This is a genomic window from Paraburkholderia aspalathi (genome assembly GCF_900116445.1).
Classification (GTDB): domain Bacteria; phylum Pseudomonadota; class Gammaproteobacteria; order Burkholderiales; family Burkholderiaceae; genus Paraburkholderia; species Paraburkholderia aspalathi.
This window is the reverse complement of the sequence record NZ_FPBH01000017.1, coordinates 115,019-138,579: the sequence shown is the minus strand read 5'-3', so window position 1 is coordinate 138,579 and position 23,561 is coordinate 115,019. Positions and strand designations below refer to the sequence as shown.

23 protein-coding genes are annotated in these 23,561 nt (G+C 64.1%); 4 read left to right on the top strand and 19 right to left on the bottom strand.

The window, feature by feature from the left end; translation table 11 throughout:
• Positions 1–47: 47 nt before the first annotated feature.
• From xdhC to guaD, 3 genes are all read left to right on the top strand, one after another.
• Positions 48–1,061, top strand: a complete 1,014-nt coding sequence (xdhC, locus tag BM438_RS24520) for a xanthine dehydrogenase accessory protein XdhC (RefSeq protein ID WP_093639144.1) — start codon at positions 48–50, stop codon at positions 1,059–1,061.
• 97 nt (positions 1,062–1,158) lie between these two features.
• Positions 1,159–2,211, top strand: coding sequence for an adenosine deaminase (locus BM438_RS24515; protein WP_093639141.1), 1,053 nt, complete (start codon positions 1,159–1,161; stop codon positions 2,209–2,211).
• A gap of 106 nt (positions 2,212–2,317) precedes the next feature.
• On the top strand, positions 2,318–3,664 hold the full coding sequence (guaD, locus tag BM438_RS24510) for a guanine deaminase (RefSeq protein WP_093639138.1): 1,347 nt from the start codon (positions 2,318–2,320) through the stop codon (positions 3,662–3,664).
• Between the two features lie 117 nt (positions 3,665–3,781).
• Here the strand turns inward: guaD and BM438_RS24505 are convergent, their stop codons facing one another.
• Positions 3,782–5,035, bottom strand: coding sequence for an NAD(P)/FAD-dependent oxidoreductase (locus BM438_RS24505; RefSeq protein WP_093639293.1), 1,254 nt, complete (start codon positions 5,033–5,035; stop codon positions 3,782–3,784).
• A gap of 103 nt (positions 5,036–5,138) precedes the next feature.
• On the opposite strand from BM438_RS24505, the gene BM438_RS24500 reads away from it, so the two are divergent.
• Positions 5,139–5,867, top strand: coding sequence for a class I SAM-dependent methyltransferase (locus tag BM438_RS24500; RefSeq protein WP_093639135.1), 729 nt, complete (start codon positions 5,139–5,141; stop codon positions 5,865–5,867).
• 105 nt (positions 5,868–5,972) lie between these two features.
• Here the strand turns inward: BM438_RS24500 and BM438_RS24495 are convergent, their stop codons facing one another.
• From BM438_RS24495 to BM438_RS24410, 18 genes are read right to left on the bottom strand one after another with little or no spacing between them, the layout of a single operon-like run.
• On the bottom strand, positions 5,973–6,419 hold the full coding sequence (locus BM438_RS24495; protein ID WP_093639132.1) for an excinuclease ABC subunit A: 447 nt from the start codon (positions 6,417–6,419) through the stop codon (positions 5,973–5,975).
• Between the two features lie 53 nt (positions 6,420–6,472).
• On the bottom strand, positions 6,473–6,895 hold the full coding sequence (locus BM438_RS24490; protein ID WP_093639128.1) for a signal peptidase: 423 nt from the start codon (positions 6,893–6,895) through the stop codon (positions 6,473–6,475).
• 35 nt (positions 6,896–6,930) lie between these two features.
• On the bottom strand, positions 6,931–8,160 hold the full coding sequence (locus BM438_RS24485) for a beta-ketoacyl-[acyl-carrier-protein] synthase family protein (RefSeq protein ID WP_093639125.1): 1,230 nt from the start codon (positions 8,158–8,160) through the stop codon (positions 6,931–6,933).
• A complete protein-coding gene (locus BM438_RS24480; RefSeq protein ID WP_093639122.1) occupies positions 8,157–9,383 on the bottom strand; it encodes a beta-ketoacyl-ACP synthase in 1,227 nt (408 codons plus the stop codon). The genes BM438_RS24485 and BM438_RS24480 overlap by 4 nt, the downstream gene beginning before the upstream one ends.
• The gene (locus BM438_RS24475) at positions 9,383–10,108 is read right to left on the bottom strand and encodes a 3-ketoacyl-ACP reductase FabG2 (RefSeq protein ID WP_093639119.1); all 726 of its coding nucleotides are present in this window, start codon (positions 10,106–10,108) and stop codon (positions 9,383–9,385) included. Before BM438_RS24475 ends, BM438_RS24480 begins: the two co-directional genes overlap by 1 nt.
• Entirely contained in the window at positions 10,105–10,590 is a 486-nt protein-coding gene (locus tag BM438_RS24470; RefSeq protein WP_093639289.1) for a hotdog family protein, read from the bottom strand. Before BM438_RS24470 ends, BM438_RS24475 begins: the two co-directional genes overlap by 4 nt.
• An 8-nt stretch (positions 10,591–10,598) precedes the next feature.
• A complete protein-coding gene (locus BM438_RS24465) occupies positions 10,599–11,795 on the bottom strand; it encodes a beta-ketoacyl-[acyl-carrier-protein] synthase family protein (RefSeq protein ID WP_093639116.1) in 1,197 nt (398 codons plus the stop codon).
• On the bottom strand, positions 11,792–14,203 hold the full coding sequence (locus BM438_RS24460) for an MMPL family transporter (protein WP_093639113.1): 2,412 nt from the start codon (positions 14,201–14,203) through the stop codon (positions 11,792–11,794). The genes BM438_RS24465 and BM438_RS24460 overlap by 4 nt, the downstream gene beginning before the upstream one ends.
• Complete coding sequence (locus tag BM438_RS24455) at positions 14,203–14,886, bottom strand: outer membrane lipoprotein carrier protein LolA (protein ID WP_093639111.1); 684 nt, start codon at positions 14,884–14,886, stop codon at positions 14,203–14,205. Before BM438_RS24455 ends, BM438_RS24460 begins: the two co-directional genes overlap by 1 nt.
• A complete protein-coding gene (locus tag BM438_RS24450) occupies positions 14,874–15,305 on the bottom strand; it encodes an acyl-CoA thioesterase (protein WP_093639108.1) in 432 nt (143 codons plus the stop codon). Before BM438_RS24450 ends, BM438_RS24455 begins: the two co-directional genes overlap by 13 nt.
• Entirely contained in the window at positions 15,302–16,909 is a 1,608-nt protein-coding gene (locus BM438_RS24445; protein ID WP_093639105.1) for an HAL/PAL/TAL family ammonia-lyase, read from the bottom strand. The genes BM438_RS24450 and BM438_RS24445 overlap by 4 nt, the downstream gene beginning before the upstream one ends.
• The gene (locus tag BM438_RS24440; protein WP_093639286.1) at positions 16,896–18,665 is read right to left on the bottom strand and encodes a glycosyltransferase family 2 protein; all 1,770 of its coding nucleotides are present in this window, start codon (positions 18,663–18,665) and stop codon (positions 16,896–16,898) included. The genes BM438_RS24445 and BM438_RS24440 overlap by 14 nt, the downstream gene beginning before the upstream one ends.
• Complete coding sequence (locus BM438_RS24435; RefSeq protein WP_093639102.1) at positions 18,665–20,365, bottom strand: ApeI family dehydratase; 1,701 nt, start codon at positions 20,363–20,365, stop codon at positions 18,665–18,667. Before BM438_RS24435 ends, BM438_RS24440 begins: the two co-directional genes overlap by 1 nt.
• A complete protein-coding gene (locus BM438_RS24430; RefSeq protein WP_093639099.1) occupies positions 20,362–21,024 on the bottom strand; it encodes a COG4648 family protein in 663 nt (220 codons plus the stop codon). Before BM438_RS24430 ends, BM438_RS24435 begins: the two co-directional genes overlap by 4 nt.
• Positions 21,024–21,275, bottom strand: coding sequence for an acyl carrier protein (locus BM438_RS24425; RefSeq protein WP_093639096.1), 252 nt, complete (start codon positions 21,273–21,275; stop codon positions 21,024–21,026). Before BM438_RS24425 ends, BM438_RS24430 begins: the two co-directional genes overlap by 1 nt.
• Positions 21,276–21,277: 2 nt before the next feature.
• On the bottom strand, positions 21,278–21,577 hold the full coding sequence (locus BM438_RS24420; protein WP_054037294.1) for a phosphopantetheine-binding protein: 300 nt from the start codon (positions 21,575–21,577) through the stop codon (positions 21,278–21,280).
• Positions 21,552–22,346: a lysophospholipid acyltransferase family protein gene (locus tag BM438_RS24415; protein ID WP_093639093.1), complete on the bottom strand. Its 795-nt coding sequence runs from the start codon at positions 22,344–22,346 to the stop codon at positions 21,552–21,554. Before BM438_RS24415 ends, BM438_RS24420 begins: the two co-directional genes overlap by 26 nt.
• Positions 22,330–23,043: a beta-ketoacyl synthase chain length factor gene (locus BM438_RS24410; RefSeq protein ID WP_093639090.1), complete on the bottom strand. Its 714-nt coding sequence runs from the start codon at positions 23,041–23,043 to the stop codon at positions 22,330–22,332. Before BM438_RS24410 ends, BM438_RS24415 begins: the two co-directional genes overlap by 17 nt.
• Between the last annotated feature and the right edge of the window lie 518 nt (positions 23,044–23,561).

Below are 23,561 nucleotides of genomic sequence, written 5' to 3'. Positions count from 1 at the left end.
ACCGACCGCACGGACACCCCGTGCGGCCACGTATGGAGAACCGCCGGATGCAAGCCTGGCTACCTGACCTGCAACAACTGCTCGCGCACGGCGACGCCGCCGTGCTGGTGACGGTCGCACGCGTCGAAGGTTCGGCGCCCCGCGAAGCCGGCACCAAGATGATCGTCACGCGCGATTCGGCCAAGCACACGATCGGCGGCGGACACCTCGAATGGAAAGCCATCGAGACCGCGCGCCAGGTGCTGCGCGACGGCATGCGCTCGCCGCATATGCGCCGCCTCGAACGTTTCGCGCTTGGCCCCAGTCTCGGTCAGTGCTGCGGCGGCGCCGTGATTCTCGCCTTCGAGCGCCTCGACATCGGCGACCTCGGCTGGATCACCTCCCTCGCGAAACGCGTGGCCGCGGGCCTTTCGACGGTGCGTAGCGTATCATTCGGCCCCGCACCGGATGCGGTGATGCTGTCCGACCCCGAGCCGGGTGTCGATGCCTCCGACTGCCTGCTGTGGGACGGCGCCGGCTTCGACGACAGCGGCGCGCTGCTCACCGAGACCATCGCGCCAGGCGACTTCCAGGTCGTGCTGTTCGGCGCCGGTCACGTGGGCGCGGCGCTCGTTCGCGTGCTGGCCACGCTGCCTTGCACCGTGCGCTGGGTCGACGAGCGCGACGCGCAGTTTCCGCCCGTGGAAACGCTGCATGCGCCGAACGTAACGATCGATCCGAACGATGCACCCGACGAAGCCATCGATCAGGCTGCGCCGCACACGTACTTCATCGTGATGACGCACAACCATGCGCTCGATCTCGAGTTGGCCGAGCGCATTCTGCGGCGTGGCGATTTCGCGTTCTTCGGCATGATCGGCTCGCACAGCAAGCGCAAGCAGTTCGAACATCGGCTGGCCGCGCGTGGCATCGATCCTTCGCAGATTGCACGGATGAAGTGCCCGCTCGGCGTCGACGGTATCGTCGACAAGTCGCCGGAGATCATTGCGATCTCCGCGGCGGCTCAAGTGTTGCAGGCAGTGGAGGCGAATGCGGGCGCGCACGCAGCGCAGACGGTCTGATTTGCCGCACAATCGACCTGCCGCCTCACAGCGATTGCATCCTGTCCTGCATCCCGCATCCGGCGCGAACCGACTCCAAACTAAATGCTGACCGACCATGAATACAACAACCGCTACCCCCACGGCACTCATTGAGAAAGCCGCTCGCGCCCCGAAGGCCGAGTTGCACATCCATATTGAAGGCTCGCTCGAACCCGAGCTGATCTTCGCGCTCGCCGAACGCAACGGCGTGAAGCTCGCGTACGAGTCAATCGAAGGGCTGCGCGCCGCGTATGCGTTCACCGATTTGCAATCGTTCCTCGACATCTACTACGCCGGCGCGAGCGTGCTGCTGCACGAGCAGGACTTCTACGACATGACGACGGCGTATGTCGAACGCTGCCTCGCCGATAACGTGATCCACAGCGAAATCTTCTTCGATCCGCAGACGCATACGGAACGTGGCGTGCCGATCGCGACCGTCGTCGCCGGCATTGATCGCGCGTTGGCCGATGCGGAAAAGCGCGGCATGACGAGCAAGCTGATTCTGTGTTTCCTGCGCCACCTATCGGAAGAAGACGCGCTCGCCACGTTCGAAGAAGCGCTGCCGCTGTTCGAGCAGTACAAGCATCGCCTGATCGGCGTGGGTCTCGATTCGTCCGAACGCGGCCATCCGCCTTCGAAGTTTGAACGCGTCTTCGCCAAGGCACGCGCGCTCGGTCTGAAACTGGTCGCGCATGCGGGCGAAGAAGGTCCGCCGTCGTATATCTACGAAGCGCTCGATCTGCTCAAAGTGGACCGCGTCGACCACGGCGTGCGCAGTATCGAAGATCCGGCGCTGGTCACGCGCCTCGCCGATTCGCGCGTCGCGCTGACCGTGTGTCCGTTGTCGAACCTCAAGCTCTGCGTGTTCGACGACATGACCAAGCACACGCTGAAGGACCTGCTCGATCGCGGCGTCGCCGTCACGGTGAATTCCGACGATCCGGCTTATTTCGGCGGTTACGTGAACGCCAACTATTTCGCCACGATCGACGCGTTGAAGCTCAACGATGCCGAGGTCTACACGATCATCCGCAACAGCTTCGAAGCGTCGTTCGTCACGCCCGAGCAACGCAGCGAACTGATCGCGAAGCTCGACGCGCACTGGCACCCAGGCGGCCCGCACTGACGGGCCAATGAATGGCAGCCGGCGGCGGCACGGGTTCGTTTCACACCCAGAATCAAGCCGCCGTCTGCGCTGTTTAGCTCCTCACAAATACGGAGACGGTTTTTCCATGACTCAACCGACACAATCAGCGTTCCGCGCACAACTGCTGACCTTCAACGGCGACCCTGCGCGATCGCCCAACGCGGCGGTCTTCAACGAGGACGGTTTGCTGATCGTCGAAGACGGCCATGTTGTCGCGGCGGGCGCGTATGCAGCGCTCGCGTCGCAACTCGCGCCGGGCACCCATGTGCAGGAAATGCGCGACAAGCTGATCGTGCCGGGTTTCATCGATACGCACATCCATTACCCGCAGACCGACATGATCGCGTCGCCGGCGCCGGGTCTCCTGCCGTGGCTCGACACGTACACGTTCCCGACGGAGCGCCGTTTCACCGATCCGGCGTATGCGCGCGATACGGCGAGCTTCTTCGTCGAAGAACTGCTGGCTTGCGGCACGACCACCGCGCTCGTGTATTGCACGGTCCACAAGGAATCGGCCGACGCCCTCTTCACCGAAAGCGAAGCGCGCAATCTGCGCATGGTAGCCGGCAAGGTGCTGATGGACCGCAACTGCCCCGAGTTTCTGCGCGACACCGCGCAATCGGGTTACGACGACAGCGCCGAGCTGATCGGCCGCTGGCACAACCGTGGCCGCCAGATGTACGCGCTCACGCCGCGTTTCGCGCCGACTTCGACCGAAGCACAACTCGAAGCGTGTGGCGTTCTGGCCGGCAAGCATCCGGACATCTTCATCCAGAGCCACGTCGCCGAGAATACCGACGAAGTGAAATGGGTCGCCGATCTGTTCCCAGGCCACCGCAGCTATCTGGACATCTACGATCACTACGGCCTGCTGCGCCGCCGCGCGGTGTACGGCCATTGCATCTACCTCGACGAGGAAGACCGCAAGCGCATGGCGCAAACCGGCACGGTCGCCTCGCATTGCCCGACCTCGAACCTGTTCCTCGGCAGCGGCCTGTTCGACTTTGACAAGGCCGATGAAGCCGGCATGCCGATCGCGCTGGCGACGGACGTTGGCGGCGGCACCTCGTTCTCGATGCTGCAAACGATGAACGAAGCGCATAAGGTCGCGCGTCTGACGGGTCATCATCTGACGGCCACGCGGATGTTCTATCTCGCCACCGCGGGTGCCGCTGAAGCGCTCGATCTGGCCGACAAGGTCGGCACCCTGAAGCCAAAGTCGGAAGCCGATTTCGTCGTGCTCGATCCGCAAGCCACGCCGCTGCTCGCGCGCCGTACCGCACGCACCGAGTCGCTCGAAGAACTGCTGTTCGCGTTCGCGCTACTCGGCGACGACCGCGCGATTTATGAAACGTATGCCGCGGGCAAGCGCGTGCATCGTCGCGACGACGTGCGTCAGCATGCGCCGCGCGCGGCGAAGATCGCGGCCTGATTGGATTCGTAAGCCGACGTGTGAATTGAATCAGGCCTTTGAATAAAAAACGGCGCTTCCTTGAGGAAGCGCCGTTTTCATTTGCCGGTACCGTGCGGCCCGATCAACGATCAATGCTCAAGCGTGGGTGCACACGTCGTGCAACGCATTCAAACGCCGCACCGGATCGGCGACATATGGATTCGACTCATCCCACGCATAACCCGCCAATACCGCGCTGATCATGCGGCGGATCGACGGCGTCTGGTCCGGATAGAAAATGATGTCCTGCAGTTCGCCCGTGTACCAGCGTTCGACAAACGCGCGGAAGGTATCGATCCCCTTACGCAACGGCACGTCGTAAGCAGCCGACCAGTCGAGCTGCTCGCCATTCAGTTGCCGGTTCAACGTCTGCACCGCGAGATGCGCGGAACGCAACGCGATCGTTACGCCGGACGAGAACACCGGATCGAGAAATTCGCCCGCATTGCCGAGCAACGCATAGCCGGGTCCATGTAGACGCTCGACGTTCGCCGCGTAACCGCCGATATGACGCACCGGCATCAGGAACGGCGCATTGCCGATCAACGGCCCGAGTGTCGGCTCCTGCTGGATCAACGCCCGCAGTTTCGCGTCGCGCTCGGCTTCCGGCACATCGAGGAAACTGGCCTCCGCCACGCAACCCACCGACGAACGGCCGCCCGCCAGCGGAATCATCCAGAACCACACGTCGCGGCGCTCCGGGTGCGTCGCCACGCAGATCTTGTTGCGATCGGTCACGCCGACCGGAATGCCATCGCGTACGTGCGTAAAGATCGCGGCACGTGTCGGCATGCGCGTAGGCGCTTCGAGATTCAGCAAGCGTGGCAGCACGCGGCCGAAGCCACTCGCGTCGAACACGAAGTGCGCCTCCACTTCATACGCGTTTTCCGCTTCGTCGATCACGTCGAGTACCGGCTTGTTGCCATTCTCCCCGGTTTGCATCGCGCGCACCGTGTGACCGAAGCGCACGTCGGCGCCCTGCTGGGCCGCGCAGCGAATCAGAATATCGTCGAACACCGCGCGCTCGACCTGGTACGTGGTACCCCACCCCGGCGAATGCTTGTCGCGGAAGTCGAACGCCGACGACTGGCCGCGGTGAATGAAATGCGCGCCGTTCTTGTACTGGAAACCGGCTTCGACCACCGCCTGCAGCATGCCCGCCTCTTCGAGGTAGGCCATGCTTTGCGGCAGCAGACTTTCGCCGATCGAGAAGCGCGGAAAATGCTGGCGCTCCAGCACCAGCGCCGAACGGCCTGCCCGGCGCAGGAGCGCCGCCGCGACTGCGCCTGCCGGACCCGCACCGATGATCGCTACGTCGACGGTTATGCGCTTTGACGAATGTGTACTCAAGGTTGCCTCAATCGTTTGCTTGCACTGAACAGCATTACGCTGCATCCTTACTTTTCGTTACAATTACGCTTCACAGCAAGAACAAATTTCGTCGGAGCCCAGCGTGTCGCCATCCGAAACATCCAGCGTGTCTTTCGTGCCGGAAACGGCCTTCGGAATCTGGTTCCTGCGCACCTACACGTGGGAACATCACGTCCTGCGGGTCGCGATCAACGACCTCAAACGCCTGATCGACGCGCCCTTGCCTGCCGCGCCGGTGATCGTCGACGTCGGCTGCGGGCAAGGCATTTCATTTCACCTGCTTGCCGACGCGTTCAAGCCGCGCCGCCTTGTCGGCGTCGATTTCCACGAACCGTCGCTCGCGCTTGCCGCCAATGCAGCGCGCGCGTGCCGCGACAAGCTCGCCGACATCGACGTACTGCACGGCGACTGCGCGCAATTGCCGCTGCCCGATGCCAGCGCCGATATCGTGTTCTGTCATCAAACCTTCCACCATCTCGTCGAGCAGGACCGCGCACTCGCCGAATTCCGCCGCGTGCTCAAACCGGGCGGCATCCTGCTGTTCGCCGAATCCACCGACGCGTACATCAAATCTTGGGTGATCCGACTGCTGTTCCGTCATCCCATGCACGTGCAAAAAAGCGCGGATGGCTATCTCGACATGATCCGCCGCGGCGGTTTCCGCTTCGAGCAGCGCAACGTCTCGCTGCCCTATCTCTGGTGGAGCCGCGCGAAAGACTTCGGCCTTCTCGAGCGCCTCGGCCTGTACCATCCGCAACCTGGCAAGCGCCGTGAAACGCTGGTCAATGTCGCGGCAGTCAAGGCGAATTGAATTTCACCAGTGCGGCGGCATGCCACCGCACTGGTAAGCATCACGACTTGCCTGTTTGTGTGCCAATTTGCGTGCTTGTTTGCACGCTCAACACCACTTCGGTGATCATTTGCCGCGCAGTGTCACCACATCGCCCTTCAGCGCCACACCAGCAATTACCGCGCCCGCGCCGCACGTGAACTCCGTCGCACTCTCACGCACTTCGTTCTTGTAGTTGCTCTTGATGTTGATCACGGCATTGCCGCCTTCCTTACGCGCGCGGTCCTGCAACTCGATCACCGCCGAAAGGAACACGTGCTGGCACGCTTCCAGGTCGCTCTTGCCGAAGGCGTTGGTCTTCTTGTTGGTCGCGAATTCGCCCATCGTTTTGACCGCGGCCGGATGCCGCTGACCCGCGAAATACAACGCGATGTCGTCACTGACCTTGCCCGGTTCGCTCTGCAGCGCCGGCGCAACCGGATAGTTATCAACCGTGTCGCGGGCAAAGGCCTGAGTGGCGCTCAGCGTGGCGAGCGAAGCGAACAGTGCTGCAAACAGCAGATTGCGTTTCATCGAGACTCCTGAGTGGTTTTTGTTGGTCTTGTGAGTTCTATATTCGATTCGACCTAGTTCGCTTCCAGTACGACGAGCTGGCCGCTCACGGCGATGGCCGCCGCGCTCGGGCTCACGCCGCAGGTGAAGTCGGTCGACGAGTTGCTCTGGGTGCTATGAAAACGTGTCGATACGTCGATCACGGCGTTGGCGTTGCGTTCGCGAGCTGCCGCGCGCAGCTTCTGCACGGCTTCGGCAAGCGCCTCATGACATGCATCGTCGGGACTTGCCACCTTGCGCGCGATCCGCACCGAGTAGGACACGTCGCCAAGCCTCTCCGTCACCGCCGGGTGGCTCTGCTGACCGAAATACACCGGCACGCCCCCGCGTGACTGACCGCCGGCCGCCGCGAGCGGTACCGATTTAACATCTGTGGCGCATCCCGCTTGCGTCAGCACCACCGCCGCCAACGCACCCAGCACAAAAACTTTTTTCATTTTTATTGCCCTCGTTTTTTAAAATCGCGGCCGGTTCAACCGCCCTGCCACCCTTCAAACATCAGGCTTGCGCAACTGCCGCCGAACCCGAATGAAATCGACATCGCCGAACCGATGCGAGCGTCGCGCGTCGTGCGCACGAGCGGCATGCCGTCGACGCCCGGCTCCGGCGTCTCGATGCCCGTTGTCCCCGCAATGAAACCGTCGCGCATCATCAGCAAGGTGTAGATCGCCTCGTGCGCACCGCATGCGCCGAGCGGATGTCCGGTCATGCCTTTGGTCGACGAGAACGAGGGGACGTCGGCGCCAAATACGCCAACTAATGCGCGCAATTCCTCGACGTCGCCGAGCGGCGTCGACGGTGCATGCGTGTTGACGTAATCCGGGCGCTTGCCCGCTTCGCCCAACGCGCCACGCATCGCACGTGCGATGCCTGCCGCATGCGGCGTGACCATGCCCGCGCGGTCGGTGCAGTCGCCGAAACCGGTCAGCTCGGCGTAAATGCGGGCTCCACGCGCCAACGCATGATCGAGCGATTCGAGCACCAGCACGCCGCCGCCCGAGGCGATCACGAAGCCGTCGCGCGCCGTGTCGTAAGGACGCGAAGCATGCTGCGGCGTGTCGTTGAAGTTGCGCGACAGTGCGCCCATCGCGTCGAACATCAGCGTCATGTTGTCGTGCAAGGACTCGCTGCCACCGGCCAGCACGATTTGCTGGCGGCCGGTCTGGATCAACTGCATCGCCTGGCCGATCGCGAGCGCCGACGTCGTGCACGCCGACGATGGCGAATAGCTCACGCCCTCGAGACCGAACACCTGCGCGACGTTGGCCGACGCGGTGCTGCTCATCGCATGCGGAACCGTATACGGCGGCACTTTATCGACGCCGCGGGTATTCGCAATCGACATGGACACGTCGTAACTCGACATCGTGCCGACGCCCGAGCCGATCACCGTGCCGGCGTGCGGCAAGCGCAAGGCGGCGAGGTCGAGCCCGGCATCGTCGATCGCTTTCTTCGCCGCGTGGCACGCAAAGCGCGCGGTGTCGCCCATGAAGCGTTCGAGCTTGCGATCGAACGGCGGCTCCTGCGCGACCGAGGCGACGCCCGCCACCTGCGAGCCGAAGCCGCGCTCACGCCACGCGTCGATCCGCTCGATGCGTGAGCGGCCCGCGCGCAGCGCGGCGGACACGTCGTCGAGCGTATTGCCGAGGCACGACACGATCCCCATGCCGGTGACGACCACGCGTTGCAGCGGCACGCTCATCGAACGCGCCTGAAAATCAGCGACGTGTTGATGCCGCCGAATGCAAAGTTGTTGCTCATCACATGTTCGGCGTCGATCTCACGACCCGTGCCGACGATGTAATCGAGCGGCGCGCAGGCCGGATCGACGTTCTCCAGATTCAAGGTTGGCGCATACCAGTTGCGCTTCATCATCTCGATGGTCCACCACGCTTCCAGCGCACCGCATGCACCAAGCGTATGGCCGACATAGCTCTTGAGCGAGCTGATCGGCATGCGCGCGCCGAAGGTCTGCGCGGTTGCATGGCTTTCGGCAATGTCACCGCGGTCCGTGGAGGTGCCGTGCGCGTTCACATAGGCGATCGCCTCGGGTGGCAGTTGCGCATCTTTCAAAGCGAGCTGCATGGCCAGCGCCATGGTTTCGGCGGTCGGCTGGGTCATATGCGCGCCGTCCGAATTGCAGCCGAAGCCAACGATCTCCGCATGAATCCGCGCGCCGCGCGCCACCGCGTGTTCGTATTCTTCGAGCACCAGCGTCGCCGCGCCCTCGCCGACCACAAGACCGTCGCGCGCTGCATCGAACGGACGTGGCGTGAGATGCGGCTCGTCGTTACGCGTACTGGTTGCATACAGCGTGTCGAATACGGCGACCGCCGGGCCCGACATTTCTTCCGCGCCGCCAGCCAGCATCAGCGTCTGCTTGCCGCTCTGGATCGCTTCATACGCGTAGCCGATCGCCTGGCTGCCCGATGCGCATGCGCACGAGGTCGGAATGATCCGCCCTTTCAGATCCCAGAACAGGCTGACGTTCACCGCCGTGGTGTGCGGCATCATCTGCACGTAGCTGTTCGACGTGACATCGCTCATCGAGCCGGTTTCGAGCATCGTGCCGAATGCGCGAATCGGCTGCACCGAGCCCGACGACGAGCCATAGGCGACGCCCATGCGGCCATCCTTGATGCTGGTGTCGTCGGCGAGGCCCGCATCGGCGAGCGCCAGTTCGCTCGCGCGCACCGAGTACATCGACACCGGCCCCATCGAGCGGGTTTTCTTGCGCGGATAGTGCGCGGGCACCGTGAAGCCCGGCAACGGGCACGCGAGCCGCGTGTGCAGCGACTCGAAGTAATCCCACTCGGGCATGCGGCGCACCGCGTTCACGCCGCTCTTCAGGCGCGCTTCGATTGCGTTCCAGTCGTCACCGAACGCCGTGACGCCCCCCATGCCGGTAATGACGACGCGCTTCATCACACCATCCCACCATTGACGCCGATCACCTGACGCGTGACATACGAAGCCGCATCCGACATCAGGAAGCTAACCACGGACGCCACTTCGGCAGGCTGGCCGACGCGGTTCATCGGCACCGTCTTCAATGCCTGTTCGAGCGGCATGTCGTCGAGCATGCCAGTATCGATCAAACCCGGCGCGACGCAATTGACGGTGATGTTGCGCGTCGCCAGTTCGACGGCGAGCGCTTTGGACGCGCCGATCAGCCCAGCCTTCGCCGCGCTGTAGTTGACTTGGCCGCGATTACCCATCACGCCGGAGACCGACGCGATCGTGACGATGCGGCCACCCTTCTTCGCCCGCACCATCGGCATGGTCAGCGGATGGACGACGTTGTAGAACGAGTCGAGACCGGTTTCGATCACGATGTCCCAGTCTTCTTCGGTGAGCGCGGGGAACGCGGCGTCGCGCGTCACGCCCGCGCTGCAGACGATGCCGTAATACGCGCCGTGCGCCACGACATCTACTTCGAGCACTTCGCGGCACGCGGCGCGATCGCGCACATCGAATTGCAGCACGCGCGCGGTGCCGCCTTGCGCGGCGATGCCCGTTGCCACGGCTTCGGCTTCGGTGCGGCCCGTGCGGCAATGCACCGACACCGCGAAACCGTCGGCGGCCAACTTGTACGCAATCGCGCGGCCGATGCCGCGGCTTGCGCCGGTAACGAGAACACGCCGGCTCATGAACTGAAACTCCCTTCGATGAATGACTGAAAATCGCGCGGCTGAAAGACCTTGATGACCGCCTCGGCGCAACACACGTCGCCATGGTGGATCGTGCATTCGTAGGCGCCGTGGCCCTCTTCGCTGCGCAGTAATTCTGTTGCGTGAACCAGCAACTGGGCGCCGCTAGCAAACGACGGTTGCAACGCGCGATAGCTACGCGAGCCGAGCAGCACACCGGGGCGCGCCTGTCCACCGCCGCGCATGGCCAGCAGCGCGACGTGCGCGGCGATGGTCTGCGCCATCAGCTCGATACCGATCCACGCGGGCATCGCACCGTCTGCGTCGGCATACCAGGCGTCAGCATGGACGGTCGCGCGGGCGCTCAGTGCCTCTTCGCTGAACGTACTCACGGCATCGATCAGCAGCATGGTGCCGCGATGCGGGATGATCGTTTCGATCGGTTGCCGGATGAGATCCTGAATGGAGGGCGTCTGGGTCATCGTGCGCGTCACCGTCCAAGAATCAGGCTGACATTGCTGCCGCCGAACGCAAACGAATTGCTCATCACGTACTGCGGTCCCGCGCCTTGCGGCAAAAAGCGTTCCGTTTCGACCAGGTCCAACGTCGGCAACGCCGGATCCGCCTCGCCGTCCCACAGATGGCGCGGCAGCGGCACGGGTTGCGAGCCATTCGCGCCCGCCAGCGTCAGCCATGCGAAGGCGAGTTCGGTCACGCCTGCCGCGCCGAGCTGGTGACCCGTCAGCGGCTTCGTGCCGCTTGTTGCCACGCCGTTGGGGAAGACACGCGCCATCAGCTTCGCTTCCATCTCGTCGTTCTTGCGTGTGGCGGTGGCATGCAGATTCACATAGCCGATGGCCGACGATGCGACGCCCGCATCGGCCAACGCCGCCTGCAACGCGAGTTCGCCGCCCACACCCTGGGGGTCCGGCGAGGAAATATGATGTGCATCGCTCGATTCACCGACACCCGCGAGCCGCACCGCCGCTTCTTCGCGGCTCATCAGAAACACGGCTGCGCCTTCGCCGACGTTGATCCCGCTGCGATTGCGGCTCATCGGATTGGTGCGTACGCCGCTGGTCGATTCGAGCGAGGCGAAACCCTGCACCGTCAACTCGCACAGCGAATCGACACCGCCCACCACCACCGCGTCGCACAGTCGTAATTGCAGCAAACGGCGCGCCGACGCAAAGGCCTTCGCGCTCGAGGTGCAAGCGGTCGAGATCGTGAAGGCCGGGCCCTGCACGCCGAGCGCGGCGGCGGCAAACGGCGCGGCGGTGCCGATCTCCATCTGCCGGTAATTGAAGTTTGCGGGCAGCTTGCCCGCTTGTGCCTGATAGACGAATGCGGCTTCGGCCGCTTCGATACCCGACGTGCTGGTGCCGAGCACCACGCCGATCCGCTGCGCGCCGTAACGCTCGCGCGCCGCGTCGACCGCGGGCGCGATCTGCGTCAGCGCCGCCAGCAGCAAGCGGTTATTGCGGCAATCGTAGCGTGCGAGCCCGGCGGGCGGTGCCAGATCGAGCGGCGCGAGCACGCTGCCGACGAACGCTTCGCCGATGCCCGTATGTACGTGCGCCATACCGGGTGCGTGACCGGCGACAAGCGCCGGGACGATTGCATCGAGGTCGCCGCCGAGCGCATTGATCATGCCGAGCGCGTGCAAATAAACTGATGGCGCCTTCATGCGGCCCTCCTTGATTCCGATGGCATGCCGATCGGCGCGAGCAGCACCGATACGAGGATGCCGAGCGCGAGCGTGGCGCCGAAACTCTTCAGCGCGGGCATCGCACTCATGCCGAGCATGCCGAACGACAACAGCGTGGTGGCCGACGACAGCAGCACACCGGTCCACACCGCGCCGAGATCGGCGTCCGCGCGCAAGCAGCCTTCGCGCAGAAACACCGCATAGTTTGCGCCAACGCCGAGCACCAGCATCAGCGCGAGCCAGTTGAACAGATTGAGCGGCACGTGAGCGTAACCGAACACCGCAAGCGTGACGACGACCGCGAGCAGCACCGGCAGCGTCACGGCAATGCCACCGCGCGCGCGGTAGCGCAGCATCAGCAGGACGAGTACGAGCGCGAGCGCACCGCCGAGCCACCACCCGCTATCCACGCGATACGCGCCGAACAGCTTCGAGACGCTCGCCGCCTTGTCGACGAATACGACGCCGGGCAGCGCCTGCGCGGTGGCGATCAGCGCAGGTTCGTTCTGCGGCGTCACGCCCTGCGGAATCACGACCGCTGCATACGCTTTGGTAGCCGAATCGACTTCACCCAGCCACAAATGCCTGTAGGGCTGCGACCACGGTGCGGCGAGCCACGTCTCGACCGTAAGCAGCGGCTGCGGTTTCGCATACGCGGCGAGCCAGGCATCGGCGACTTCGTCTTTAAAGCCCGCCTGCAGCAGCGTGGCACGCAACGCCGCGGGATTGTTGAATACGTGCTGCGCAAGCAATGCACGGTCTGCGTTTTGCTGCTTCACGGACGGCACGAATTGCGCCACCGACTGATAGCTGCCCACCTTGTTCGCGGTGCCGTTCAACCCGTCGAGCTTCGTACCCAGCGCTTCGACGCGTTGCATAACGATTTCCGGCGTCTCGCCGCGCACGACAAAAAACTGCGCGCTGTTATCGACACCCACCGCCGCGCGCACCTTGTCTTCCTGCGCGACCAGCGAAGGATCACGCTGGATCAGCAGATGGATATCGTCGTCGCTCGTCAGACGCAACCAGCCGGGAATCGCCACGATCAGCAATAGCGCCGCGACAAACCACGCGCGCTCGCCGCCGATCGTGCGATGCCAGACCGTCAGCAGACGCGCCGCACCAGCGAACAGGTGCCGCGGGCCGCGCTTCGGCGGGCGCGTGAGCAACGCGGGCAACAGCCACAGCACGGAGGCATACGCCGTCACAATGCCCGCAATCGCGAAGCATGCTATCTGCTTGAGCGCCGGGAACGGCACCCACGTGAGGATCGCGTAGCCAAGCAGGCTGGTGGCAAGCGCGACCGTCAAGGCCGGGCGCACGGCACGCGCGCCACGGCGCGAATCCCAATCGCGCTCCGCGCCGAGATAGACCACGAAATACTGAATCGAATAATCGACCGCTTCGCCGATCAGGCTCGCGCCGAACACCAGCGTCAACAGATGCAACTGACCGAACACCAGCATCGTCACCGCGAGAGCACAGACAATGCCGAGCGCCGTCGAAACGAAACCGAGCAGCAACAGACGCGGCGAGCGGAACACCCACATCATCAGCAACGCAATCCCGCACAGCGACGCGACGCCGATCAGATGCACCTCATGTTCCGATGCGCTACGTGCCGACTCCGCGTAGAACACCGCACCGGTTCTCGCCACCGACACGTCAGGGAACGCCTGCTTCAGGCTGCTTTCACCCTGCGCAAGCGCGGCGAGCACGGCGTGCTGCGTTTTCGATTCGTAGGCGGAGCCCGGCAGCGTGGCGACGATCAGCACGCTGGTCGCGCTGCCGCGATGCGACACCAGCATGTTGTCTTCGAGTTCGAGATTCGACGTGGCGAGCGGCAAACCGCCGAGCCAGTGTTCGAGCCAACCGAACGGATCGTCGGCGAGCGGCGTGGTCAGGCCTCCGTGCAATGGGCTGTAGATGCGTTGTGCAAGTGCGTCGTGCAGCGTGGGGCTTGCAGCATTGCTCTGCGCGAGTGCCGCGCGGTCAGCGGGCGCCAGCAAACCGAACCGATACGGCATATACAGCGCGGCGATCTGCGACAGATCGAACGGCGGCAGCTCCGCCGTCACCGAGCCGAACGCCCCGCTCTTCTGCAACGATGCGCCGAGTTGTTTCGCAGCCGTTTTGGCGTGCGCGTCATCGTTGCTGGTGACCAGGAAAACCGTGCGGTCGCCCAGCGCACTCGCCAGCGTATCGACCGCCTTTTCGGCGATCGGATCCGCTTCCGTGGCAGGCAGCAACGCCAACAGATTGGTCTGCAGCGGTGAGGGTCCCGCAAAACGCCAGCCGCAATACAGCGCTGCGGCGAGCGCGAGCAGCAGCCACGCGGCGCGCATGCCCCACGCCTGTTTCGCGGACCGCTGTTGCAGCACCTGCATTACGGCGCTCCGAGAAGGCTACGCTCAGCCGGCGTTGGTTCGCTCACCGCAGCGCTTTTCGCAAAGTCGAGCTTCGTGATGTCGCCGTTCGCGAGCGTGATGCGCAAGCTCTGCAGATAGTCGCCGCCGTTCATTTGCAAACCTTTGATCGACTGCGCAATCTGCGGCTGGTTCGGCGTGAGCTGCATGCGCCACTGCGCGGCGCTGCCTTCGGCCTGCACGTCGAATTGCGAATAGAGCGCCGACAGATCGCCGCCCAGCATCGCGCGCATCATCTTCGAAACCTGCGCGACGCCGCGTGTGCCCTGGGCACTGTGAGCGGTCACACGCTGGCCGTTGGCGTCGACTTCGGCGACGCCCGCGTCGGTGATCACGTAGGTGGCTTTGTAAGGCGTGTCGATCTGCCAGATCACACCACGATCGCGGAAGAACAGCAGCGAACCCGTGCTGACGAGCGGCTGCTTCATCGCGGCGAGCGTTTGCGTTTGCGTGAATTGCGCGCGAACGCCCTTGGCCTGGGCGAGGTGGGAGGCGATCTGCGAGACGAGCGCGGGGTTGCCGGCGGACTGCGCGGCTTCAGCCGCAGACGCCACCAGCGGCCATGCTGCCAGGCTCGATACGCTTAGGGTGCCTAGCGTGAGCAACGCCCCCGCTGCCACACCGCGCAAGCTCATCGTCCCCATACGCGCTCCAGCTTTTCGAATACGACGGGCGGCGACACGAACTGCAATTCCTGCGTCGCGGCATCGACCGCGACCTGGATCGTGTAGCCCTTCGTCAATCGCGTACCGGATGCGCAGTCGACAATTTCATAGCCTATTTTCAGGCGGTTTTCGTGTTCGAGCAGTTGCGTGCGCACTTCGAGCGCCTGCCCGTAAGTAGCCGGGCGCACATACTTCAGATGTGCTTCGACGATCGGCCATAGGTAACCCGAAGCCTGCATCTCGCGGTAGTCGTAATCGAACGTACGCAGGAGCGCCGCGCGGCCGATCTCGAAGTACTTCAGATAGTGGCCATGCCAGCACACGTTCATCGCGTCGACGTCGTGAAACGGCACTTCGACCATCGCGCTGGCTGTCAGCACTTTAGGGGAGCCGCTCATGCGTTCGGACCTCCGCGATAGTCGTCCAACAGCTCGCAGGCGGCGATGCGCGCAGTCAGCGCGCGCAGGTCGCTTTCCAGCGCGCGATCTTCGTCGACGAACGGCGACTGCGCCGTCACGCTATCGATGAACGCTTGCAGCGGCGCGGGAACAGGCGTGGCGCTGTCGATCTTCAAGCGCAGGCGCGCGGCTTGCACCGTCGCCAGCGTATGCGCGGCGGCGACCTGTTCGGTCAACTCCAGCACACGCAAACAGTCGCGCGCGGCGATCGTGCCCATGCTGACCTTGTCCTGATTGTGCGCTTCTGTCGAACGCGAGAACACGCTGGCGGGCATCGTGTTCTTCAACGCTTCGGCCGTCCATGCGGACGACGAAATCTGCACCGCCTTGAAACCGTGATTGATCGCTGCGCGCGCGGGCGCAGCACCCGACAGGTTGCGCGGCAAACCGTTGTTGAAATTCACGTCGACCAGCAGCGCGAGCTGCCGGTCCATCAGATCGGCGAGATTGGCGACCGCGACTTTCAGCGAGTCCATCGCGAACGCGATATGGCCGCCGTAGAAGTTGCCGCCGTGCAGCACGCGCCCGTTGTCGGGATCGATCAGCGGGTTGTCGTTCGCGCTGTTCAGTTCGTTCTCGACATCGCGGCGCACCCATGACAAGGCATCGCGCGCGACGCCGATTACATGTGGCGCGCAGCGAATCGAATAGCGGTCCTGCAGACGATGCCCCGGCGTATCGTCGCGCCCACTCAGATCGTCGCGAATCCACGCCGCGGCTTCGGCCTGGCCTGCATGCGGCTTCACTTCGAACAGCATTGCGTCGAAGTGCGCGGCGCGGCCGTCGAGTGCCACGGTAGAGAGCGCGGTGAGACGTGCGGTGAGGCGCGTCAGATGATCGGCGCGCGCGAACGCGAGACAGGCGAGGCCCGTCATCACCGCGGTGCCGTTCATCAGCGCAAGGCCTTCTTTCGGCGCGAGCGTCAGTGGCTCGTGACCCAGTTCGGCCCAGACTTCGCGCACGTTGCGCAGACTGTCTTCGAACATCACATCGCGTTCGCCGGCGAGCGCGGCGGCTACATACGAGAGCGGCGTCAGGTCACCGCTTGCGCCGACCGAGCCTTCCGACGGAATGCGCGGCAACACGCGATGATTGATCAGATCGGCAAGGCGTTCAAGCAACACGGGGCGCACGCCGGAGAAACCATAGGCCAGCGAGTTGAGTCGCGCGGCGATCACCGCGAGCGTTTGTGCGTCGTCGAGATACTGGCCCATGCCGCAGCCGTGGTAACGCGTCAACTGCAACGGCAACGCTTCGACGAGTTCCATCGGCACGTCGACCACGCACGCGTCGCCATAGCCGGTGTTGACGCCGTACACGGTCGCGCCCGACGCCAGATGCCGGCGCAGAAAATCCGCGCCGCGCTGGATGCGCGCACGCCACGCCGGATCGGCGCTCAACGCAACCGGTGCGCGATGGTGAGCGATCGCAACGACTTCTTCGATCGTCAGCTTGCGGCCGCCGATCGTTACCGCTGCCGCGTTCGCGCGGGTGTTCTCACTTGCGCTAGCGCTCTGCGCCTCGATCAGATCATGTTCGGCCATGTGTGCCTCGCTTGGGGCTGGCCCAGAAATCGAAGAAATTGAACCATTGATAAGGTGCCTTGCGGCAATAGTGTTCGAGGCGCGCCGCGTACCGCTGCGCCCACGCGGCAAGATGCTGCGCGCGTTCGCGGCGCGGCAACTCGATGCGCTCGGCGAACGGTTCGAAATACAAACGATAACCGTCGCGCTCTTTCAGGCAGAAGAACAGATAGACAGGGCAGCCCAACGCATGTGCGAGCACGTAGGGGCCTTGCGCGAACGGCGCAGTCGAGCCGAGAAATTGCGCTTCGGTCGTGCGACCCGCTTCGTGGGCCGGCACGCGGTCGCCGACGATCACCAGCAGCTCGCCCGCATCGACGCGCTCCTGCATCATCATCGCAGTCTCGGGACCGAAGTCGCTGACTTCGAGCAGATGCCGCGCGAACTGGCTATTCGCCGACGCCAGCACGCTATTGAAACGCCGCGCGTGTTCGGTGTAGACCACGGCGGTGACTTTCGCGTAGGCGCCCTGCGCGGCGAGCGCGCGGGTCATTTCCAGATTGCCGAGATGTGCGCCGATCACGAGCGCGCCTTTGCCGCTCGCCACCAAGGCTTCGAATGCCGATGGGTCTTCGAATTTGACGTCGGCGTTGTTGACACGACCGGACCACGCCGCGAGCTTATCGAAACCCGATTGCGCGAACGCCAGCATGTGGCGATAGGCGGACAGCCAACCCGGGCGCGGCGTATCGCCGTGCGGTGCGGCCGCACCGAGACGCGTGAAGTAGTTGCTCGACGCCTCGCGTGCGGCACGACCCGTCAGCAGAAAATACGCGACGATCGGATGCAGCCAGAGCGCGGTGAAACGGCGGCCGAATAACTTGCAACTGAGGGCGAGCAAGGACATGCCCAGATGGCTGCCGCGTTCGGCGATTCGCCACCAGTCCTGGGGGCTTTGTTCGTTTTGTTCAGCGTGCTGGCCGGGTTCGTTCTGATCGCCCTGCTTGACCGCCTCACTTGCAATAGCCGAACGGCGTGGCATCACTTTGTGCGCGAGCAGCATCGGCAGACGCCACAGCATGCCGAACACGAGGCGCGTGTGGCTGCGGCTGATGCGCACGTTGTCCCACAGCACGTCGAAATGCGAGACGCCGTCGCTTGCATAGATGACGCGCGTCGGAATCGAACGGAACGCGGCGCGCCGCCAGTGCAGACGCACGAGAATTTCGATGTCGAAGTCCATGCGCGTCGGCAGTTGCACGCTGTCGATCAGCTCGCAAGCAAGCGCAAGCGGATACAGACGGAAGCCGCACATCGAATCGCGGATCGTCAGCGAGAGCGTTTCGATCCACACCCACACGTGTGTCAGATAACGGCCGTAGAGGCGCGATTTCGGCACGCTCTCGTCGTAGACCGGGCGGCCGAGGATCACCGCGCCCGGTTCGGCAAGCGCCGCGTCGATGAAACGTGGCACGTCCGTCGCGTCGTGCTGGCCGTCGGCATCGATCTGCAGAGCGTGCGTGTACTCCGCGGTGCGTGCGGCACGTAGTCCCGCCATCACCGCCGCGCCTTTGCCGCCGTTGACCGGCAAACGTAGGAGCGTAAGCTGCTCCGCGTACTGTTGCGCGAGCGAAGCGAGCACCAACTGGGTCGCTTCATCGCTGCCGTCGTCGACGACAAAGATCGGCAAGCCGTGCACCGCGAGATGGGCAACGGTCGCGCCGATCGCGTCCTTGTGGTTATAAATCGGAATGACGATGCAAGGAGCGAAGCGCATCATGCGGGCTCCCGATACACGATCACACCGGACGCGCATTCACGCCCGCTCAGCCGGTACGCGAACTGCACGCGGCCACGCGCGGCGTCGTGTGCGAGCGTGAGATTCAGCACCGCGCCCGGTGGCACCGGCGCCATGAACTTGAGGCGATCGACCGATGCCAGTGCTCGCACGGCGGGCACGTGTTCAGCGGCCAGATGCATGGCCCAGTGCACCTGGACAACGCCCGGCAGGATCGGCAGACCGGGGAAGTGGCCGGCGAAATGCACGAGCGTCGGCGGCACGCGCAGTTCGTAGTGCAACGTGTCGGCGCTGCGGGCTTCGGCGAGCACTTCCACGCCATCCGCGCGCGGTTCGAATGCCGCCGCGACAGCGGCCACCGGCAGCTTGCCGCGCGCGTCGAACGGCAACGTGAGGCGGAAACGCCAATGACGCGGCAGCACCACCACATCGAAATAGGCAGCGAGATGTCGGCGCAGGGTGCGCGCGAGTTGCACGCGGCCATCGCCGCGCAATGCCTCGCAGCCGGCTTCCGTCAGCGCCACGACGGCGCCGACGCGCTCGCGCGAGGCGCCTTCCAGCGGCACGATCGCCGCTTGCGCAACATACGGATGCAGCGCGAGACGCGCTTCGAGCTCCGGCAACGACACGCGCTTGCCATCCAGCTTGAGCACGCGATCGAGGCGGCCTTGCAGGCGGAAGCGGCCATCGGCGTCGAACGCGATCTTGTCGTCCGTGCGATGCCAGCCGGTGTGATCCAGATGCGGCGAGCGGACATTCAGCGCGCCGTCTTCGTCGCGGCGCACTTCAATGCCGACGACCGGCTGCCAGGCATCGGTTTGGTCCTGACGACGCCACGCGATGCCACCGGTTTCCGTACTGCCGTAGATTTCGAGCGGCGCAGCGCCATAAGCCGCGGCGTATTCCTGCGCGGCTTCCAGGGCGAGCGGGCCGCCCGAAGAAAAGAATGCGCGCGGCGCCGGCGTCAACGCGGCGAAGCCGGGCAGCGCAGGCCAACGCGACAATTGCGCGGGCGTCGAGACAACCACCGTCGCGCCGCATTGCTCGATCTGTGTTTGCAGATGCAAAGGCTCGATGCTGATCGCACGGTCGAATGCGCGGCCCGCTGCAAGCGGCCACAACACGCGAAACAGCAAACCGTAGATGTGATGATGCGGCACGCTCGCGAGCATCGTCGCATCGCCGACCAGAACGCCCCACTGCTTTTCGAGCGTGTGCACCTCGGCGTTGAATTGCGCGAGGGTCTTGCGGATCGGTTTGGGAGCGCCGCTGCTGCCGGAGGTGTAGAGCGTCAACGGAGCTTGCGGATCGATCGTCTGTGAGGTGCCCGGCGTGCGTGTGGCGTCGACGTCTCGCACGCCAAGTGGCAGGTCGGCGTCGGTCAGCACGGCGTCGTACACATCGGCCAGATCGGCGAGATAGCCCGGCGTCGCGTTGGCCGGAATCACCGGCTCCTTGCCGCACGCGAACAGCGCAAACAGCGCGCAGGCGAAATCGAACGGATCATCGATACACAACGCATAGCGGCGCGCGTCTTGCGTTTGCATCAGCGTGACCAGCGTCGACACACGAGCGCGAAACGCTGTGCGGTCGAGCACCGTCGCGCCGTCGCGGCATACCGGCGCATTCACGACGGCGGCCCCATGGCCCGCCGACAACAGGTCGTGCAACGCGATCATGCCGCCTCCGAACGCGCGGCTCGCGGCAGCACCACCAGATAACGCCAGATGACCTCGGCTACCAGCAGCACGCCGATCAACCCATAAGCGATCGCGCCGTTATAGAGCGACCAGTTTGCGCGGCTCCAATAGAGCGCCGTATAAGCGGAGAACGCGCCGTTCAGCGCGAAGAAAACGCACCACACCTGGGTCACGCGCCACGTATGGCGCACGGCGCCCGGCGGCAGATCCGGATTGCCCAGCCGCGCGAATTTTTCGATCATCGACGGCCCGCGCACGAGCGTCGCACCGAACGCGATCAGCAGACCCAGATTGACGAGCGAAGGATAGAGGCGCAGCAGCAGTTCGCTGTTGGTGAACACGATGGCCGCCGAGGCGCAGCTCAGCAAGCCGACCACGGTCCAGTCGATCGTGGAGAGCCGGCGCAGCGAGGTCGCGACTGGACCGCTGCCGGCCCAGCGTTGCAGCCACAGAATCGCAAACAGCATGCAGCCGACATAGCGCGGCGTGTCCCAGCGCCAGGCACACAGAATCAACGCGGGATACGCGAGTTTCAACAGAACCTGCACCACCGTTTTGGCCCAGTGGCGCTCAGTGCCGGGCGAAGCCTCAGCGGGCCGGCTCGCCGCCGCTTGCATTCGCGAGCGCACGGATGGCATCAGCCTTGTGCCGCCAGCAGCGATTCGACCGCACCGATCACATCGCCGACCGTGCGCACCGACTTGAATTCTTCCGGCTTGATGCGGCGGCCGGTCATTTCCTGCAGTTTGATCGCGAGGTCGACGGCGTCGATACTGTCGAGATCGAGGTCCTCGAAGAGATGCGCGTCTGGCGTCACGCGCTCCGGCTCGATCGCGAAGTTCTCTTTGAAGATGGCGCGGATGCGCTCAAGAATCTCTGCCTCGTTCACGATTAATCCCCTTTTCTTGTGGTTTCGTTCACAGCATGCGCCGTTTCGCGTTGACTCGCGACCAGCGCGGCCAGCGTGCTGATCGAGCGGAAGTGCTCGCGGGTGCGTTCGTCGTTTGCGGCGATGGTCAGCTGGTATTGTTTGCGCAGCACGATGCCGATCTCGAGCGCGTCGATCGAGTCGAGACCGATGCCGTCGGTATCGAACAACGGGGCGTCGTCGTCGATATCGGCCGGACTCAGGTCTTCCAGATCGAGGGCTTCGATCAGAAGCTGTTTAATTTCCAGTTTTAAAGAATCCATAATCGAACAGGTGCTGAGTAATGTGAGCTTCGATGGCGCTGGTCACGCTGCGCGCCGCGAGAGACGGTGAAGTGTCGTGGTCGGCGAGTTGCTCGACGCCAAGCGGCTCGAGTACGTTCACACGGATCCTGAAAGCGCGCGCCGGCACGTCATACCAGCGCATCTGCTTCGTGAACGCCGGCGGATCGCAGTCCATCAGCACCGGCACGATCGGCGCGCCGACCTTTAATGCCATGTGCGCGAACCCGCGTGAAAACGCGTGCAGCCGGTTCGGCGCGGGGCTGCGCGTGCCCTCGGGAAAAATAATCATCGTGTAGCCCGCTGCCAGCTGTCGCGCGCCGGCTTCGACGAGTTCCGACGGATCCGCGTTGCTCACATATTCCGCCGAGCGCACGATCCCCCAGAAACACGGGTTGCCCCAGTGCGCGTTTTTCACCACGCAACAGGCGCGCGGCGTGAGCGACAACAACACCATCACGTCCAGGTAGGTCGGGTGATTGGCGACCACGATCGCCGGGCCGCCGGCGCGCAATGCCTGCCCACCCGATACCTCGAGCTCCATCACGCCGATGCGCTGCAACACCGCGACCAGCGCGCGGAAAAACCAGTGAATCACGGTCGTCACCACGCGCTGACGCGACGCCCGGTGCGGCCACAGCCACGCGAGCGGAAACACCAGCACCGAAAACAGCACGCCGCAGATGCCGAACACCACGAAGGCCATGCCTGTCGCGCAGAACCGCCAAACGTAATCAAGCCGCGCGTTCATGCCACCTCCAATGCCAGGCCGCGCCGGCGCCTTGCCAGACGGCGGGCCTACCCGTTTCCAGACAGTGCTGCAGCGCCTGACTCTGGGTCGTGAAACGTTCTTCCGTGCTTGCCTCCTGCGCGGCCACGGCTGCCTCGTCACCCGCGCCGGACAACGTGCAGACCAGTTGCCCCGTCGCCGCTTCGCCATTCAGCAGGATCGCGATCGCGCCGCCCTGCACTTCGTCTTCGATCGTGCCGTACGCCTGATCGGCCGGTTCGTCAGCGTACACCAGCAATACTGGTGCCCCGGGCTGCGTTGCATATTGCGCGTACGCTTCCAGCAGCGCGTAGCCGAGCGTCTCGGCGCCGGCCGAGATCGCGCTGGCAGCGGAACGGTCGCCGCGCGCGATGCCGAACACGCCGGTCATGGCGTTCAGCACCGAGAGGCTGAAAGCGGTCGGCGAGACCGGATCTCCCGCGCTGATGGCGCGCAGGATGTCCGTGGTGCGCCGCAATTCGCCGTGACGTGAAGCGAACACGACCCGGACCTCATCTTGCGCCACACAGTCGTGCGCTACCTTCAGGGCGACTCTGGACAGCGTGCTCAGGCGACGCCGCACGATCGGCTCGATGAAGCCGATGTCGGGTGCGGCAGATGCGGCAGCAGGCCAGCTAGACCAGCGAGCGACCGGAATGGTCCAGTGCAGATCGGGCATATCGGTGTTCGCGCGTAGAAGCGAGGAGAGGCTGAGGGCGCCTGACGGAATACGCAGCCGTCACAGCGTATGCGCGCCGCGCGGAACGACAATCTCCAGCCGGGGTCAATCCAATCTTCTTATATAGGGTTCAGCGTTTTAACGGCACGTGGCCCCGATTATTTAGGCGCCTTCGCCAATTAGTCTGATGGATTGACTCAGGCTCCCTGTGGTCGCCGGAATCATACTGAATATTGTGGATTAAATCAGCCACAAAAGACGTATCTATCTGTATCCGTATCGCAGGTGCGACGGATGCCTGGACAACGTCAAAATATAGGCCTGGCGGCCCTTGCGCGATCGTGAGCAGTCTGCAAAGCCGCCTTGCGGCGAGCTCTGCGGGCCAAATGGGCGCTGCTACGTCAGCAAATAGACGCGAATACTTTCATTTAACTTTCTAAACAAGTGTTTCGTTTCGGAACATTTCAACGCTTTGGGCCGGCCTGCTGAGTGAAATGCCGTGCATTTTTCGATTCTCG

Coding starts and splice junctions, on each gene's coding strand:
- BM438_RS24485 (WP_093639125.1), bottom strand. CDS start 8,160: ATGAGCGTGCCGCTGCAACGCGTGGTCGTCACCGGCATGGGGATCGTG.
- BM438_RS24450 (WP_093639108.1), bottom strand. CDS start 15,305: ATGAGCGGCTCCCCTAAAGTGCTGACAGCCAGCGCGATGGTCGAAGTG.
- BM438_RS24420 (WP_054037294.1), bottom strand. CDS start 21,577: ATGGATTCTTTAAAACTGGAAATTAAACAGCTTCTGATCGAAGCCCTC.
- BM438_RS24475 (WP_093639119.1), bottom strand. CDS start 10,108: ATGAGCCGGCGTGTTCTCGTTACCGGCGCAAGCCGCGGCATCGGCCGC.
- BM438_RS24455 (WP_093639111.1), bottom strand. CDS start 14,886: ATGGGGACGATGAGCTTGCGCGGTGTGGCAGCGGGGGCGTTGCTCACG.
- BM438_RS24480 (WP_093639122.1), bottom strand. CDS start 9,383: ATGAAGCGCGTCGTCATTACCGGCATGGGGGGCGTCACGGCGTTCGGT.
- xdhC (WP_093639144.1), top strand. CDS start 48: ATGCAAGCCTGGCTACCTGACCTGCAACAACTGCTCGCGCACGGCGAC.
- BM438_RS24515 (WP_093639141.1), top strand. CDS start 1,159: ATGAATACAACAACCGCTACCCCCACGGCACTCATTGAGAAAGCCGCT.
- BM438_RS24465 (WP_093639116.1), bottom strand. CDS start 11,795: ATGAAGGCGCCATCAGTTTATTTGCACGCGCTCGGCATGATCAATGCG.
- BM438_RS24495 (WP_093639132.1), bottom strand. CDS start 6,419: ATGAAACGCAATCTGCTGTTTGCAGCACTGTTCGCTTCGCTCGCCACG.
- BM438_RS24445 (WP_093639105.1), bottom strand. CDS start 16,909: ATGGCCGAACATGATCTGATCGAGGCGCAGAGCGCTAGCGCAAGTGAG.
- BM438_RS24410 (WP_093639090.1), bottom strand. CDS start 23,043: ATGCCCGATCTGCACTGGACCATTCCGGTCGCTCGCTGGTCTAGCTGG.
- BM438_RS24440 (WP_093639286.1), bottom strand. CDS start 18,665: ATGCGCTTCGCTCCTTGCATCGTCATTCCGATTTATAACCACAAGGAC.
- BM438_RS24430 (WP_093639099.1), bottom strand. CDS start 21,024: ATGCCATCCGTGCGCTCGCGAATGCAAGCGGCGGCGAGCCGGCCCGCT.
- guaD (WP_093639138.1), top strand. CDS start 2,318: ATGACTCAACCGACACAATCAGCGTTCCGCGCACAACTGCTGACCTTC.
- BM438_RS24490 (WP_093639128.1), bottom strand. CDS start 6,895: ATGAAAAAAGTTTTTGTGCTGGGTGCGTTGGCGGCGGTGGTGCTGACG.
- BM438_RS24415 (WP_093639093.1), bottom strand. CDS start 22,346: ATGAACGCGCGGCTTGATTACGTTTGGCGGTTCTGCGCGACAGGCATG.
- BM438_RS24470 (WP_093639289.1), bottom strand. CDS start 10,590: ATGACCCAGACGCCCTCCATTCAGGATCTCATCCGGCAACCGATCGAA.
- BM438_RS24460 (WP_093639113.1), bottom strand. CDS start 14,203: ATGCAGGTGCTGCAACAGCGGTCCGCGAAACAGGCGTGGGGCATGCGC.
- BM438_RS24435 (WP_093639102.1), bottom strand. CDS start 20,365: ATGATCGCGTTGCACGACCTGTTGTCGGCGGGCCATGGGGCCGCCGTC.